Genomic DNA, 15837 nt, shown 5'->3' with positions numbered 1-15837 from the left:
ACCCGCGTTCCCTGCGGTTTCCCCCGGGGATCCGTCGCACGCCCGATTTCCGCGGGGAGTGGGACGCCGGCGGAGCCCGGGTGGTTGCCCGGGAGGTGGCCGGTCCGGGGCGTGCGCGATGATGGAACGGGACGAACCGGCCCCCTCGCGCGGCGGCCGGTCCCGCGTCCCCCCGTCGTCCCGGACACCGCGGTCCCGGACCCGCACCGGGCTCCTTCGGGCCCCGTTTCCTCAGGAGAGCCTTCATGGCACCGCGCATCCTGCTCGCCCGGCACGGCCAGACCGAGTGGTCGCTCCGGGGCAACCACACCGGCAGGACGGACATCGAACTGCTCGACGCCGGGCGCGAGGGCGCCAAGCTGCTCGGCGAGCGGCTGCACCGGGAGCCGTGGAACGGACTGCCCGGAGTCCAGGTGCGCACCAGCCCGCTGGTCCGTGCCTCGGAGACCTGCCGGATCGCCGGGTTCGGCGAGCGCGCCGAGCCGTGGGACGCGCTGATGGAGTGGGACTACGGGGCGTACGAGGGCCTGACCCCGGCGCAGATCAAGGCGGACCGGCCCGACTGGCTGATCTGGCGCGACGGGGTGCCGGAGGGCGAGTCGCCGTCCGACGTCGCCGGCCGCGCGGACGAGGTCGTCTCCCGGGTCCGGTCCCAGGAGCGGGACGTGCTGGTCTTCGCCCACGGGCACATCCTGCGGGCGCTCGCCGCGCGCTGGCTGGGCGAGGACATGATGTTCGGCTCCCGCATCCGGCTGGAGCCGACCTCGCTGTCGGTGCTGGGCTGGGCCTACGGCGCGCCCGCGCTGGAGCGGTGGAACGACACCGGGCACCTGGAGCGCTGACGCCGGCGCGGGGTCGCCGGGGCGTGCCGCGGCGCCGGGCCGCGGGGACGGGCCGCGCCGGACCGGGGGCCCGGCGCGGCCGGTTCAGGCGGGGTTCAGGCCGTGGGGGCCCGCTGCCCGGTGCGGTGGTCGGCGTAGCGGCTCAGGAACTCCCTGACCTCGGGCGCCCGGCTGCGGCCGCCGGGGTCGAGCACCCGTGCGGTGTCCGCCAGCATCCGGCGGACCCGCGAGGACTGCACCCGGTCCAGCAGGTCGAGCACCTCGTGCGCGGCGCGCGCGGCCTCGTCGGCGGTGCCCCCGCGGGCCAGGTCGCCGGCCAGTTGCGCCCGGTAGAGCGCCAGGTTCCGGGTGAAGTGCGGGTCCTGGAGCACGGTGGCCCGCCGCGCGTGCCGGGCCGCGCGGGGCCAGTCGCCCAGCGCCGACCAGCACTGCGCCTCCAGCAGGTGCAGTTCGGCCTCCCCGAAGAAGGACATCCACTCCGGATCGCCGTCGGCCGGGCCGCGGGCGAAGGCCGACCGCGCCCGCCCGATCGCCCGGTCGCAGCCCGTGCGGTCGCCGAGCCCGGCCCGGCCGCCCGCCTCGCGCAGCGCCAGCAGCGCCAGCAGCCTCGGGGAGTCGAGCGGTCGGGCGGCCCGGGTCCCCGCCTCGGCGGCCCGGACCGCCTCCCGGGGCCGCCCGGTGTCCCGGGCCAGGAACGAGGCGTTGCAGAAGGCGTGCGCCTCCAGCGCCGGATCGCCTGCGAGCCGGGCCGTGGCCAGCGCCTCCGCGTAGTGCGAACGGGCGTCGTCGAGCCGGCCGGAGTCGTGGGCCAGCCACCCCACCGACAGGGCCAGCTCGCCGGCCCCCGCGTGCAGCCGCGCCGAGGTGGAGTGCCGCGTGGCGGTCCCGGAGTCCAGCAGTTCGTACGCGGCCCGCAGCGGCTGGGCGGCCCGCCGGTAGAGGCCGTCCGCCCCGTGCTTGTCGTCCAGGACCCGGATATCGCGCACCGCTCTCTCCACGGCCCGCACCTCGCTCTCGCCGACCCGGCGCTGGGCCGGGAGGGACAGCGGAGTGAGGGCCGCGGCGGAACCGCCCAGCCCGGACGAGGCGGCCGCCAGTGTGGCGGCGCCGCCCCTCATGAACACGCGACGCAGCACGTCGCTCTCCTCGTCGATGTCGGTGTACGTGGTACCCCGCGCACCCGGCGCCCCCGCCGTCCCCCTCACCCCCGCCACGGGCGACGGGGAGGAGGAGAGGGGCGTCCGGGGCACCGCGGTGGTGCGGGACGTGGCGCGCGCCCCCCGGCCGCGTACGGTCTCGCGGTCCGAGAAGCCCAGGTCCACCAGCGTGCGGCCGGGGAACATGTGCAGGAAGACCCGCTCGTAGGCGTAGTTCGGGCAGCGGATCTCACCCGACTCCACCCGGCCGATGTAGCGGGCGTCGCACCCGACCTGTTCGCCGATCTCGCGGCCCGCCCGCCGTACGGCGGCCGCGAACTCGCCCGCGGAACGCTGTCCGCGCAGGCTTCGGAAGACAAGGTTGGGTACTGCCCGTGGCGTCACCATGGCGGGGCCCTCTCTGGTGCGGCCGGGCCCTCGTCTCCGGAGCCCGACGGAGCAGAAAGGTACCCGTTGTGACGGGACGTGCACACGGAGTTCCGCAACAAAGCGGGCATACCCCCCGCGATCCGCCATGAACTGCCACCCTTTGCGGGGGTCCGGCACCGTAGCCCTTGACGGGGTCGGCGCGTTGGACCTGCCGGAGACGGAGCGTGGCTCCGTCAGTGACCAGAGGAGGGGTTCCCTTGCCGCACGCGGGCACGGAGACCAGCTCAAGGCCGGCCGAGGCCGCACCGCAGGGCGCGCGGACGCCCGTGACGCCCGCCGGCACGACCGCGGCGGCGCCCGCCGCCCCCGCCGAGGAGTGGTGCGACCTCGTGACCGTCCCCGCCCGCCAGGGGCTGGAGGCCGTGGACATCCTGCGCCGGGGCGTCGCCCGGACGTCGGTGGGCCCGGTCCTGCACGACGGCGGTTGCGACACCCTCGGCTTCCTCGTGCCACCGGGCACCGCCGACGGGTGGGACGTGCCCGGCAGTGCGTGTACGCGCACCGACGGCCGGGGGCTGCGCCTGCCCGCCGAACCGCCGGCCTGCGGAACCGGCTGGCTGCTACCGCCCGCCGACGACGCCCCCGTCACCGACCCCGCCGTGCTCCGGGAGGCGCTCGACCAGGCGGCCCGGCTGATCGAGGCGGCCGACAACCACCGCTGAGCCCATAATGGGCAGGTGGGCGGGGTTCTCCGCGCACGCCGGCGTCGGGCACGCTCTCCTGTGCCCCGCCGGCCGGACCTGCGGACGGGGGCGGCGGACGTGGCACGTCGAGGACGGGCGGCGGCGGGCGGCGGCGAACCCCGCAAGGACGCCCGCACCGACTCCCGCCGGCGCGGCGGGCGGGAGACGCTGACCGCCGCCGTGGACGGCGGTTCCGCCGCGCTGATACCCGATCCGGAGCGGCCGAACGGCTGGAGCCTGGAGATCGACGGCGCCCCCCAGTCCCACGTGGACCTGGACGACCCGGCCCGGCTGTCCTTCGCCTACCAGCGCAGGCTGGGACACGTCATCGACCTCGCCGCACCGCCGCAGCAGCCGCTGCACGTGCTGCACCTGGGCGGCGGCGCCTTCACGCTGGCCCGCTACACGGCCGCGACCCGTCCGCGCTCCACCCAGCAGATCGTCGAGATCGACGCCGCCCTCGTGCAGTTCGTCCGCCGCGAGCTGCCGCTCGACCCGCAGGCCCGCGTCCGGGTCCGGGCCACGGACGCCCGGGAGGGACTCGGCAGGATCCAGGACGGCTGGGCCGATCTCGTCGTCGCCGACGTCTTCGGCGGCGCGCGCACCCCCGCGCACCTGACCAGCACCGAGTTCCTGGCCGAGGTGCGCCGGGTGCTCAAGGCGGGCGGGCAGTACGCCGCCAACCTCGCCGACGGCCCGCCGCTGGCGCACCTGCGCGGGCAGGTCGCCACCGCCGCCGCGCACTTTCCGGAGCTCGCGCTCGCCGCCGACCCCGCCGTCTGGCGCGGCCGGCGCTTCGGCAACGCGGTGCTGGTCGCCTCCGACCGCCCGCTCGCCGTCGCCGAGCTGACCCGCCGGGTGGCGAGCGACCCGCACCCCGGCCGGGTCGAACACGGCCGGGCCCTCGCGGACTTCACCGGCGGCGCGGCCGTGGTCACCGACGCGGGCGCCAAGCCGTCGCCGGTCCCGCCGCCGTCGGTCTTCCGCTGACCCCCGCGCGCCGGAGCGCGGTGGGGGACGGCCCCGGCCGGCGCCCGTGTCAGGGCGGGCGCCGGCCGGGTGGATCGAGGCGCCCGCCGGAAGCGGCGGGCGTGCGGGACGGGCTCAGACGGAGCGGATCACCCGGGCCGGGTTGCCCACCGCGACCACGTCGGCGGGGATGTCCTTGGTGACGACCGCACCCGCCCCGATGACGCTGTTCTCGCCGATGGTCACGCCCGCCAGCACGATCGCCCCGCCGCCGAGCCAGACGTTGTCCCCGATGGTGATCGGGCGCGCCGCCTCCAGCTTGTCGCGGCGCGGGCCGGGCTCCACCGGGTGCGTGGGGGTGAGCAGTTGCACGTTCGGGCCGATCTGGCAGTCGCGGCCGATGGTGATCGGGGCGACGTCCAGCGCGGTGAGGTTGTAGTTGACGAAGGTGCCCTCGCCGACGGTGACGTAGGTCCCGTAGTCGACGAAGACCGGAGCCCGGACGTGCGCGCCCGCCCCGACCGATCCGAGGAGTTCCCGGACGATCTCCTGCGCGCCCTCGGCGTCCTCGGCGTACGCGGCCCGGAACGCGTCGGCCAGGCGCACGGCGCGCTGCTGTTCGCGTGCGATGTCCGGGTCGTCGGCGATGTAGAGGTCGCCGGCGAGCATGCGCTCGCGGTTCGTGCGGGGGTCACCAGCGAAGTAGTCGGTCACGCGGACGACCGTACACCCTGAGGCGTACGGTCGTACACTCCCGTGTCGGCCCGCCGGTCAGCCCGCCGCCTGCCACTCCTGGGCGTACTCCTCGAAGATCGCCCGCAGGTGGTGGCCGATCTTCAGGTAGTCCAGGTCGTCGAGATTGGCCAGCGAGACCCGGACCGACCACTCGGGGCCGTCGAAGCCGCCGCCGTTGAGCAGCACCACCGAGGTCTGCTCCGCCAGCCGGAAGAGCGGGTCGACCGGCTCGTAGTTCTGCTCCAGGTAGTCCGCGAACGCCTTGCCGCGGGTCCGCTCGGCCTCCGCGAGCAGGTCCAGCTCGATGTAGTAGGCCGCCCGCTTCGGGTCCTCGGAGATCTTCATGTGCGCGCCCTCCAGCAGGAGTTCGAGGCGCTGCTGGACGATGCCCCGGATGCGCTGCTTGTAGGCCTGCCCCTCGTCCAGCATGTCGAAGAGCGAGAACAGCGTCATCATCACCTGCTGCGGCAGCGACAGCCCGGCCGTGTGGTTGAGCGCCACCTGCCGGGAGTCCGCCACCAGCCGGTCGACGAAGCGGATCTTCTCCGGCTCCAGCGAGAGCGTCCCGTACCGCCGCGCCAGGCGCGCCTTCTGCTCCGCGTCCTGCGCCGCGAGCATCGCGTCGATCACGTTGTCGTCGTGCAGGCCGATCACGCCGAGCCGCCAGCCGGTGGCTCCGTAGTGCTTCGAGTACGAGTACACCAGCAGGGTGTTGCGGGGGAGTTCGGCGGCCAGCGACCGGAACCCCTCGACGAAGGTGCCGTAGACGTCGTCGGTCACGATGATCAGGTTCGGGTTCCGCTCCGCCACGATGGAGGCGATCTGCTCGGCCACCCGCGGCGCCATCGCCAGCGAGGGCGGGTTGCTCGGGTTGACGCAGCAGACCATCTTGACCGACGGATCGGCCAGCTTCTCCACCTCCTCCGGCGGATAGCGCCACTGGCGCACCCCCGTCTCGGTGAAGAGGCTCGCCTCGACCTTGATCACGTCGAACTCGTAGGTGTCCAGTTCCGGGATCTCCAGGTACGGCGTGAACACCGGCACCATCAGCGCGATCCGGTCGCCCTTGGCGAGGATGCCGTTCTTCATCAGCGAGTCGAAGATGTAGCACATCGCGGCCGTGCCGCCCTCGGTGGCGAAGAGGCTCAGATTCTGGCCCGGGGGCGGCCGGTGGTCGAACATCTCGTCGCCGAGGTAAGCCCGGACGACCTGCTCGGTGTGGCGCAGGATCCGGTCCGGCACCGGGTAGTTGTCGCCGATCGAGGAGTCGGCCAGCTCGTGCGTGAACGCGTCGGCGTCGAAGCCGAACCGCTTGACCGCCAGGTCCAGGCACGCCTGTAGCAGCTCGATGCCCGGCAGCTCCGGGTGCGCACGGGCGAAGGACGCGAACCGCTCCGCACACCCCTCCTGCTCCGGCATGCCGCCCAGGTCGTCGGCGGTCCAGACCCGCTTGGACTCGGCGATCGCGAAGTACCCCAGCGCGTGGTACGCCTCCCGGGGCCCGGTCGCGACCCAGTTCGGGTTGCCCCGGCCCGCGTTGAGCATCGCCCGCGTGGTCTTCCCCTTCTGGCCGGGCTTGTCGCTCTGCGCCGACTGCGCGATCTGCATGAACTTGTCCTTCAGCTCGAACGGGCTGAGCTGCGCGAAGGACCGGATCTCTTCCCTGCTGAGGCTGGTCTTGGGCATGGTGGTGTCCGCTCCCGGTTCAGTGGTTGAGGATGACGATGACGGCGCCCCACACCGTCAGCAGGACGTTCCCGACGGCGTAGGGGATGGTGTAACCGAGCGTCGGGATCTGGGACTTGGAGGTCTCGTTGACCGCGCCGATCGCCGCGGTGGTGGTCTGCCCGCCGGCCAGCACGCCCATCAGCACGGGGAACTTGATCTTCTGGACGTGGTGGCCGACCAGGAAGCCCACGAGCAGCGGCACGACCGTCAGCACCGCGCCGAGCAGCAGCAGCCCCCAGCCCGCCTCGGAGAGACCGCTGGTGAAACTCGGCCCCGCGTTGATGCCGACGACCGCGACGAAGAGGCAGAGCCCCAGCGTGTCCATGAACCACTGGGCGCCCGGCGGGACGTTCCCGTACGTCGGGTACTTGCCGCGGATCCAGCCGAAGACCAGGCCCATGATCAGCCCGCCGCCGGAGGTGGAGAGGGAGATCGGCACCCCGCCCGCGGTGAGCGCCGGGATGCCGATGCAGCCGCCCAGGAAGATGCCGAGCCCCACCCAGATCATGTCGGTGGCGAAACTGGTCGGCACCGGCTTCCCAAGCTCTTTCCCGGCCGGTCCCACCAGTCGCTCCGGCCCGGTCAGCACCAGGGTGTCGCCGCGCTCCACCTTCGTGGACAGCCGGTAGGGGTACTCCGCGCCGGCCCGGTACAGCTTGTCGATGTACACGCCCGTCATGAAGGGCTCACGGCGCACCTGCTCGATGGTGCGGCCGAGCTGCGCCTTCTCGGAGGCGACGACGTGCAGCGTCTCGGTGCGGTACCCGAGCAGCTCCACGTCGTCCGTCTCGGGCCCCACGTGGGTGCGCGGGTCGAAGTCGACCAGGTCGTGGCGGAGCGCGCTCACCGCGACCGTGTCGCCCCGCTCCAGGACCCGCGACTGGGAGGGCTCCAGCACGGAGCCGTCGCGGCGGACCGCGGTGAGGTAGATCCGGCGGCCGAGCTCACGCTGCTGCCGTTCGACGTCCTCGACGGAACGGCCCACCAGATCCGGGCGGTCCACGCGGTAGGCCCGCAGCACCACTTCGTAGTACCCCTCGCCCTCGTCGGGGTTCTCGTCGGGCGCGTCCAGTTCGGCGGCGAGCACCGCGCTCTCCGCCGCCAGGTCGCGCCGGTAGAGGCGGGGCAGCACGTTGGCCAGCAGCATGGCGCACAGGATCGTGCCGAGCGGATAGGTGACCGCGTACCCGACGGCGACGAGGTTCTGCTGCGACTTGGCCTCGGAGGGGGAGAGGCCCGGCAGGGTGCCGATCGCGTCCTGGGCGACGCCGATGGCCGCCGACTGGGTGAGGGCCCCGCTCATCAGGCCCGCGCCGAGCCCGGGGCCGTAACCGAGCAGCGAGGCGAAGAGCCACGAGACGAGCAGGCCCGTCACGCAGACCACCACCGCGTTGACGACCTGCGGGAGGCCGTCCTTCCGCAGCCCGCGGAAGAACTGCGGGCCGACCCGGTAGCCCAGCGCGAACAGGAACATGATGAAGAACAGGTTCTTCACCGTGTCGTCGACCTGGATCTCGAACTGCGCGCCGAGCACGAGCCCCGCCACCAGGCACCCGGTCACCGCGCCCAGCGCGATGGTCCGGTAGCGGATTTTGCCCACCAGGAAGCCGAGCGCGACGACCAGGAAGACGAGCAGCTCGGGGTGGGGCTGGAACACGTTGCGGTTCAGGAAGTCGATCATGATCAGGCCCCCAGGATGCCGACGAGGATCGGGCCGGTGAGCGGCAGCAGGAAGTTCGACAGGGTGTACGTGATGGTGTAGCCGAGGAGCGGCACGGAGCTCTGCGCCACCTGGGTGATGGAGGTGATCGCGGGCGTCGAGCACTGCTGGCCCGCGATCGCGCCGATCAGCAGCGGCTTCTCGATCTTCAGCAGCTTGCGGCCCACGATCAGTGAGATCGTCGCCGGGACCAGCACCATGGCGATGCCGGCGAACGGCAGCAGCGCGCCGTACTGCTTGAGCAGGGGCCAGGCCTGCGGGCCGGCGGCCAGGCCGGTGCAGGCGATGAAGACCGCCAGCCCCATGTCCTTCAGGGTGGTCGCGGCCTGCGGCGGGAACGCTCCGAAGGTCTGCCTGCGGGAGCGGAACCAGCCGAACAGCAGCCCGGAGATCAGGCAGCCGCCGCCGGTCCCCAGCGACAGCGGGATGTCGCCGGCGTGGACGACGACCTGGCCGAGCAGGGAGCCGGCGACGATGCCGAGGCCGAGGTAGATGAAGTCCGTCGCGTCGTTCCTGACCACGGCGCCGAGCTTGGCGACCACCTTGTTGAGCCCGTTGCGGGCGCCGACCAGGGTGAGCACGTCCCCGCGGTAGAGCGTGGTCTCGCCGCTGGCGGGGAGGTGCTGGTCGTTGCGGACGACGTCGGTGATGTAGACCCCGTCCTCGCGGAACTCGGGGTGGGTCTTCTCCAGCCGGTCGATCGTCGCCCCGTGGGTGGATTTCTCGGTGACCGCCACCTGGCTGGTGGCGAGGGGGGTGTCCAGGCCGGGCACCGCGGGTGTCTCGGGCCCGATCTCCCGGCCCGCCTCGATGATGGCCGCCCGCCGGCCCACCACCTGGATCAGGTCGCTGAGCGTCAGCTCCAGGCCGCGGGAGGGGGTCAGCAGTCTGCTGCCGCGTTTGACGCCCTCGACGGTGATCCGGCCGCCGAGCGCGTCCTCCAGCTCGCCGACCGTACGCCCGTCGGCCAGCGTGACGAGGTAGGTGCGTCCCACCGTGCCCGGCAGGGCCTCGCGCTCGTCGGACTCCAGCCCGGCCGAGCCGCCGCGCATCTTGTCCCACAGCTGCCGGGAGGCCTCGGCGAGGTTGATGCGCAGCAGCATCGGCATGATCTGGCTGGTGTACAGCACGATGGTGATCAGGCCGAAGAGGTAGCAGACCGTGTACGCGGTGGCGACGTGCCCCTGGTACTGGGAGACCTGCTCGGCGGTCAGCCCGCCGAGTTTGGCGATCGACTCCGAGGCGGTGCCGACCACCGCGGACTCGGTGGCCGCGCCGGCCAGGATGCCGGCCGCCGTGCCGACGTCCAGGTCGAAGGCCTTGGCCAGTCCGTAGGCGATGGAGAGGACGCAGACGAGCTCGATCAGGCAGAGGGCGAAGAAGCGCAGGCTGCCGCGGTTGAGGTTGGCGAAGAACTGCGGGCCCGCCATGTATCCCAGCGAGAAGATGAACAGGGCGAAGAAGACCGTTTTGACGTCGTCGTCGACGCTGATGTGCCGGGTGCCGAGCAGCAGCGAGACGATCAGCGTCCCGCAGATGCCGCCCAGGGTGATCGGCCCGATCCGCAGCTTTCCGACGAGGTAACCGGCGGCCAGACAGAGGAACAGGGCGAGCTCGGGATGGTCGCGCAGGACACCCATGCCGCCTCAGTTCCGTTGCGTCGGTGGAGAGATCAAGGGGGACATAAGGGAGAAATTAACAGGGCCGCGAACGGGTGGCACCTCGTCGCGCGAACGGCGCAACGGGGTGCGGGCGGTGGGGTCGGTGCGGGCGGCGGCGGTGGTGGGGTCGGTGCGGGCGGGGCGGGCGGCGGTGCGGGTGACGTGGGCGCGGGTCGGGCGGGCGGTCGTCGCCGGTGAGGCGCACGGGATCTCCGGGGCGGGCGGTGTGTGGGGCGGCGGACCGGTGTGTTCGTCGAAGCGCTTTCGAGGAAAGAACGCGCACTCCGTCGCAGGGGGTCTTCCGGGGCCCGATCGCGTCACCGCACGTTCACCTTCCGGGGGTGGCGGGGGAGTTGGGCGGGAGAAAACCGGCCAACGGGCCAACCCGCAAGTGGCGGCGCTGATTCCGTTTATCGGCCCGCCCTCGACCGGCCCGCACGCCTCCCAACTGCGGTGATGTGTCCGGCCGGAGGAGGCGACCTGCCGGAAGTGCGGCTTGGCAACCCCTGTGCCGGACACGGTCTCGTGACTTGCCGGACACGCTCGCGCAACGGAAGCGTCTTCAAGTCTTGACACCCGCGTCCGCAGGCAGCAACCTTCCGACATCGGCGCATGGGAGCGCTCCCACATCACGGTGCGGGGATCTCGTGCGAACGGCACCGTGCCCGTGCCTCCCCAGTAACACCTGGCGCAGCCCTCACGAGCGCCTCGGGTCACGCAGTGAGAAGAACGCCAGTCACGCCCTGGAAATAGGAGTAGTGGAATGCGCATCACCCGCAACGTCGCAGGTCGACGCCGTAGAGCCGCGATCGTGGCCACCACTGGCCTCACGGCCACCGCCCTGTTGCTCACCGGCTGCAGCGACTCGTCGGAGGACGAGGGCAGCAGCAAGGACGCCAACGGCAACATCACGCTGACCGTCGCCGACTTCGGCCAGTTCGGGTACAAGGAGGCGGGGCTCTTCGCGAAGTACCACGAGCTCCACCCGAACATCACGGTCAAGGAAGACACCACGGCCGACGAGAAGGTCTACTACCCGAAGCTGCTCCAGCAGCTGAACTCGGGCAGCGGCCTGGCGGACGTCCAGGGTCTGGAGGTCGGCCGCATCAAGGAGCTGACCGACACCAAGGCCGACCAGTTCGCCGACCTGAGCAAGGTCATCAACGCCGGCGACTTCGTGTCCTGGAAGGCCAAGCAGGCCACGACCGCGAGCGGTGCGCTGATCGGCGCCGGCACCGACATCGGTCCGATGTCGCTCTGCTTCAACTCGGAGCTGTTCAAGAAGGCCGGTCTGCCGACCGACCGCGCCGAGGTCGCCAAGCTCGTCGAGGGCGGCTGGGAGGACTACCTCAAGCTCGGTGAGCAGTACAAGAAGAAGGCCCCCGCGGGCACCTTCTTCATGGACTCCGCCAGCGCGATGTTCAACGCCATCGTCAGCTCGAACGCGAAGCAGTACTACGACGAGGACGGCAACGCGATCTACAAGGACAGCGCCAGCGTCAAGCAGGGCTGGAAGCTGTCCGCCGAGGCCGCCGACAAGAAGCTGACCCAGGGCCTCGCCCAGTTCAGCGACCCGTGGGCCGCCGCGCTGCGCAAGGGCACCATCGCCACCGTCGCCTGCCCGGCGTGGATGGCCGGCCAGATCTCGGTCAACGCCGGTGAGGGCAACAAGGGCAAGTGGGACATCACCAGCGCGCCCGGTTCCTCGTCCGCCAACTGGGGCGGCTCCTTCCTCGGCGTCCCGAGTTCCGGCAAGAACGTCGACGAGGCCATCAAGCTCGTCGCCTGGCTGACCGCCCCCGAGCAGCAGGCCGCCGTCTTCAAGGCGATCGGCTCCTTCCCGTCCAACACGGGCGCGTACGACCTGCCGGGCGTCAAGGACGCCAAGCTGCCGTACTTCAACGACGCCCCCATCGGCGAGATCTACGCCGGTGAGGCCAAGTCCATCCCCGAGGCCGTCCTCGGCCCGAAGGACGCGACCATCAAGGACACCATCTCCACCCAGATCAACAACATGGAGCAGCGGGGCACCGACCCCGACGACGCCTGGGACGCGGCCACCAAGGCCATCGACAAGGTGATCGGCTGATCCCCGGCGGTGCGCAGGGCCCACCGGCCGTGCGCACCGCCTCGGCGCGCGCCCCCCGCCCCGGGGCGCGCGCCACCGGTCCGTCGTCCCCGCGCGGACCGCACCACCCCGCTCGACACGCCGGCCCGCACGGGCCGGCCCCGGCGCGAGCGGCTCCGCCCACCCCGCCCCACCCGACCGGCACCGCTCCGCACCGCACCGGGACGCGCGGCCCCCGGCTGCGGACCGGCCCGGTACCGATCGAAGCGCCGCCCACCGGCGCACCCAGGGAAGGACTCCCGCTCGTGGTAACCAAGACCCCCACCCGGGACACCTACGTCCCGCCACCCCGCGGTCCCCGACAGCAGCAGCCGGTGAGCAGCCGGCAGACCTGGCGGCGCCGGCTGTGGCGGTTCGACGACAAGGCGTCCCCGTACGCGTACATCGCCCCGTTCTTCCTGGTCTTCGGGGCCTTCGGGCTCTACCCGCTCATTTACACCGGGTGGATCGCCCTCCACCGGGTCGAGATGACCGGCATGGACCAGATGGAATGGGTCGGCTTCGAGAACTTCTCGAAGATCCTCCAGGACTCCGAGTTCTGGACCGCCGTCACCAACACGTTCCTGATCGGTGTGTTCTCCACCGTCCCGCAGCTCCTCGTGGCGCTGGGACTGGCCCACCTGCTGAACTACAAGCTGCGTGCCAGCACCTTCTGGCGCACGGTGATCCTCACGCCCTACGCGACCTCGGTCGCCACCGCGGCCCTCGTCTTCGCCCTGGTCTTCCGGGCCGACGGCGGACTGCTCAACTGGGCCCTGGACTTCATCGGCCTCGGCGAGACCAACTGGGCCAACGGCCACTGGACGTCGAAGGTCGCCATCTCGGTCATCGTGATCTGGCGCTGGACCGGCTACAACGCGCTGATCTACCTGGCCGCGATGCAGGCCGTCCCGGCCGACCTCTACGAGGCCGCCTCGCTCGACGGGGCCTCCCGCTGGCAGCAGTTCCTCAAGGTGACCATCCCCTCGCTGCGGCCGACGATCCTCTTCACGATCGTCATCTCCACCATCGGCTCCATGCAGCTGTTCGGAGAGCCGCTGCTCCTGGAGGGCGGCACCATCGGCGCCACCGGAGGCACCGAGAACCAGTACGAGACGCTGAGCATCTACCTCTACAACTACGGCTGGAACCTGGGACACCTCGGCATGTCCGCCGCCGTGGCCTGGGCCATGCTCGCCCTCCTGCTGGCCATCGCGCTGATCAACTGGATCGTCGGCCGCTTCGTACGCCGTTCCGCGGCCTGACCGGGAGCGATACCTCTCATGACCATCACCAGCACCCCCGTCCAGGTCTCCGCCCCCGAGCGACCGAAGCCGGACCGCCGCGCCCCGCGCCGCGGCCGCCTCAAGATGGGCGCCGGCGAGACCCACAAGGCCGGCCCCTTCGCGTACATCGCGCTGATCGTCATCGGCATCGGGTCGATCCTGCCGCTGTACTGGACCCTCGTCGCCGCCTCCCACACCCAGGACGAGGTCCTGGCCACCACGCCGCCGTTCCTGCCGGGCGGCCGGCTCTGGCACAACCTGCAGGCCGCCTGGGAAGGCGCCAACCTCGGCAAGGCCATCGTCAACACCGTCATCGTCTCGGCGTCGATCACCGCCGCGACCCTGTTCTTCTGCACCCTGGCGGGCTACGCCTTCGCCAAGATGCGCTTCAAGGGCCGCGGTTGGCTGATGACCGCCGTCATCGCCACCCTGACCATCCCGCCGCAGCTCAGCGTCGTGCCGCTGTTCATGATGATGTCGGACATCGGCTGGGGCGGAAAGCTGGAGTCGGTGATCTTCCCGACCCTGGTCAGCGCGTTCGGTGTCTTCTTCATGCGGCAGTACCTGCTGGAGGCGCTTCCGTACGAGCTGATCGAGGCCGCCAAGATCGACGGCGCGAGCAACTTCCGCATCGTGCTCAGCGTGGTGCTCCCGGTGGCCCGGCCCGCGATGATGGTGCTCGGGATGCTCACCTTCGTCCAGGCGTGGAACGACTTCTTCTGGCCGTACCTCGCGCTCAACCAGCAGAACCCCACGATCCAGGTGGCGCTCGGTCAGCTCAGCGCCTCGTACACGCCGGACCAGTCCATCGTCATGGCCGGCGCCCTGATCAGCACGCTCCCCCTGCTCGTGGTCTTCGTGATCTTCGGCAAGCAGATCGTCGGCGGCATCATGTCCGGCGCGGTCAAGGGCTGAGTCCGGCCGCTCCGTGACCCACCCGCTCCACCCGCCGGCCCCGCGCGGACCCCACCGGTCCGCGCGGGCCCGGAACCTTCCCCCCTGTGCCACACCACCCATGGGAGCGCTCCCGCAATGACAGCTGTACGCCCTGACATCGCCCCGAAGGCGTCCCCCGCGACCACGGGTTTCCCGGCCGGTTTCGTGTGGGGCGCGGCCACCGCCGCCTACCAGGTGGAGGGGGCCGCCGCCGAGGACGGCCGCACCCCGTCGATCTGGGACACCTTCTCCCGCACCCCGGGCAAGGTCCGCAACGGCGACACCGGCGACATCGCCGCCGACCACTACCACCGCTACCGCGACGACGTGGCCCTGATGAAGGAACTCGGCCTCGGCGCCTACCGGTTCTCCATCTCCTGGTCCCGCGTACAGCCCACCGGACGCGGCCCCGCCGTGGAGCGCGGCCTCGACTTCTACCGCCGCCTCGTCGACGAGCTGCTCGAAGCGGGCATCACGCCCGTCGCCACCCTCTACCACTGGGATCTCCCGCAGGAGCTGGAGGACGCGGGCGGCTGGCCCGAGCGTGCCACCGCCGAGCGGTTCGCGGACTACGCGGAGATCATGGCCGGCGCCCTCGGCGACCGCGTCGGCCTGTGGACCACCCTCAACGAGCCCTGGTGCTCGGCCTATCTCGGCTACGCCTCGGGCGTCCACGCCCCCGGCCGCACCGAGCCGGCCTCCTCGCTCCGGGCGGCCCACCATCTCAACCTCGCCCACGGACGGGCGATCGGGGCTCTGCGCGCTCAACTCCCCGCCAGTGCGCAGACCTCGGTCACCCTCAACCTCCACCAGGTCCGCCCGCTGACCGCCGACCCGGCGGACGTGGACGCGGCCCGCCGCATCGACGCCGTCGGCAACCGGGTCTTCACCGGGCCGATGCTGCACGGCGCCTACCCCGAGGACCTGATCGCCGACACCCGCCACCTGGTGGACTGGTCGACGCTGGTCAAGGACGGCGACCTGGCCGAGATCGCGGCCCCCATCGACGTGCTCGGCATCAACTACTACACGCCCACGCTGGTCAGCGCGGCCGTCGAGGGCGCCGGCGACACCGGCCACGACGGACACGGCAACAGCGCGCACTCGCCGTGGCCCGGCGCCGAGAACGTCGTCTTCCACCTGGCCGAGGGCAAGCCGGTCACGGCCATGAACTGGTCCGTCGACCCGAACGGCCTGTACAACCTGCTGATGGACACCGCGCGCGAACACCCGGGCCTGCCGCTGATGGTGACCGAGAACGGCGCCGCCTTCGACGACTACGTCTCGCCCGAGGGCCGCGTCGAGGACCCCGAGCGGATCGCCTACCTGCACGGCCACCTCGACGCGGTCCGGCGGGCGGTGGCCGACGGCGCCGACGTCCGGGGCTACTTCCTGTGGTCGCTGATGGACAACTTCGAGTGGGCGTACGGCTACGGCAAGCGGTTCGGCGCCGTCTACGTCGACTACGCCACGCAGACCCGCATCCCCAAGGCGAGCGCCCACTGGTACGCCGACGTCATCCGCCGGCACGGCCTGCCGGAGGCCTGAGCCCCCGTCGCACCCCCGGGACACAGAGAGGTCCGG

Annotated in this window: 12 protein-coding genes; 7 read left to right on the top strand and 5 right to left on the bottom strand. The window is 71.9% G+C overall.

Annotation, left to right across the window (positions count from 1 at the left end; all coding sequences use genetic code 11):
- The first annotated feature begins 245 nt into the window (after positions 1 to 245).
- On the top strand, positions 246 to 842 hold the full coding sequence (locus tag Q0994_RS01365) for a histidine phosphatase family protein (protein WP_299527754.1): 597 nt from the start codon (positions 246 to 248) through the stop codon (positions 840 to 842).
- Between the two features lie 95 nt (positions 843 to 937).
- Here Q0994_RS01365 and Q0994_RS01360 read toward each other — a convergent pair whose 3' ends face one another.
- Positions 938 to 2386 (bottom strand): tetratricopeptide repeat protein, encoded by a 1449-nt coding sequence (locus Q0994_RS01360; protein WP_299527752.1) that lies wholly within the window; start codon positions 2384 to 2386, stop codon positions 938 to 940.
- Positions 2387 to 2694: 308 nt separating this feature from the next.
- On the opposite strand from Q0994_RS01360, the gene Q0994_RS01355 reads away from it, so the two are divergent.
- On the top strand, positions 2695 to 3090 hold the full coding sequence (locus Q0994_RS01355) for a hypothetical protein (RefSeq protein WP_299528131.1): 396 nt from the start codon (positions 2695 to 2697) through the stop codon (positions 3088 to 3090).
- A gap of 99 nt (positions 3091 to 3189) precedes the next feature.
- Positions 3190 to 4101, top strand: a complete 912-nt coding sequence (locus tag Q0994_RS01350; protein ID WP_299527750.1) for a spermidine synthase — start codon at positions 3190 to 3192, stop codon at positions 4099 to 4101.
- 114 nt (positions 4102 to 4215) lie between these two features.
- On the opposite strand, the gene Q0994_RS01345 is transcribed toward Q0994_RS01350, so the two are convergent.
- Genes Q0994_RS01345 through aspT (Q0994_RS01330) form a run of 4 tightly spaced genes read right to left on the bottom strand, consistent with a single transcriptional unit; the run spans position 4216 to position 9903 of the window.
- Positions 4216 to 4794, bottom strand: a complete 579-nt coding sequence (locus Q0994_RS01345; RefSeq protein ID WP_299527748.1) for a sugar O-acetyltransferase — start codon at positions 4792 to 4794, stop codon at positions 4216 to 4218.
- Positions 4795 to 4851: 57 nt separating this feature from the next.
- On the bottom strand, positions 4852 to 6501 hold the full coding sequence (locus Q0994_RS01340) for a bifunctional aspartate transaminase/aspartate 4-decarboxylase (protein ID WP_299527746.1): 1650 nt from the start codon (positions 6499 to 6501) through the stop codon (positions 4852 to 4854).
- Between the two features lie 19 nt (positions 6502 to 6520).
- The gene (gene aspT, locus Q0994_RS01335) at positions 6521 to 8224 is read right to left on the bottom strand and encodes an aspartate-alanine antiporter (RefSeq protein WP_299527744.1); all 1704 of its coding nucleotides are present in this window, start codon (positions 8222 to 8224) and stop codon (positions 6521 to 6523) included.
- A 2-nt stretch (positions 8225 to 8226) separates the two neighbouring features.
- Positions 8227 to 9903, bottom strand: coding sequence for an aspartate-alanine antiporter (gene aspT, locus Q0994_RS01330; protein WP_299527742.1), 1677 nt, complete (start codon positions 9901 to 9903; stop codon positions 8227 to 8229).
- 784 nt (positions 9904 to 10687) lie between these two features.
- On the opposite strand from aspT (Q0994_RS01330), the gene Q0994_RS01325 reads away from it, so the two are divergent.
- From Q0994_RS01325 to Q0994_RS01310, 4 genes are all read left to right on the top strand, one after another.
- Complete coding sequence (locus Q0994_RS01325; protein ID WP_299527740.1) at positions 10688 to 12013, top strand: ABC transporter substrate-binding protein; 1326 nt, start codon at positions 10688 to 10690, stop codon at positions 12011 to 12013.
- A gap of 284 nt (positions 12014 to 12297) precedes the next feature.
- Entirely contained in the window at positions 12298 to 13296 is a 999-nt protein-coding gene (locus Q0994_RS01320) for a carbohydrate ABC transporter permease (RefSeq protein WP_299527738.1), read from the top strand.
- A gap of 18 nt (positions 13297 to 13314) precedes the next feature.
- Positions 13315 to 14232: a carbohydrate ABC transporter permease gene (locus tag Q0994_RS01315; RefSeq protein ID WP_299527736.1), complete on the top strand. Its 918-nt coding sequence runs from the start codon at positions 13315 to 13317 to the stop codon at positions 14230 to 14232.
- Between the two features lie 117 nt (positions 14233 to 14349).
- Positions 14350 to 15801, top strand: coding sequence for a GH1 family beta-glucosidase (locus tag Q0994_RS01310; RefSeq protein ID WP_299527734.1), 1452 nt, complete (start codon positions 14350 to 14352; stop codon positions 15799 to 15801).
- Positions 15802 to 15837 lie beyond the last annotated feature (36 nt).

The sequence above is a fragment of the uncultured Streptomyces sp. genome (assembly GCF_947488945.1).
Lineage (GTDB): Bacteria > Actinomycetota > Actinomycetes > Streptomycetales > Streptomycetaceae > Streptomyces.
Note: the sequence above shows the minus strand (reverse complement) of the source record. Positions and strands in the feature narration are given on the sequence as shown.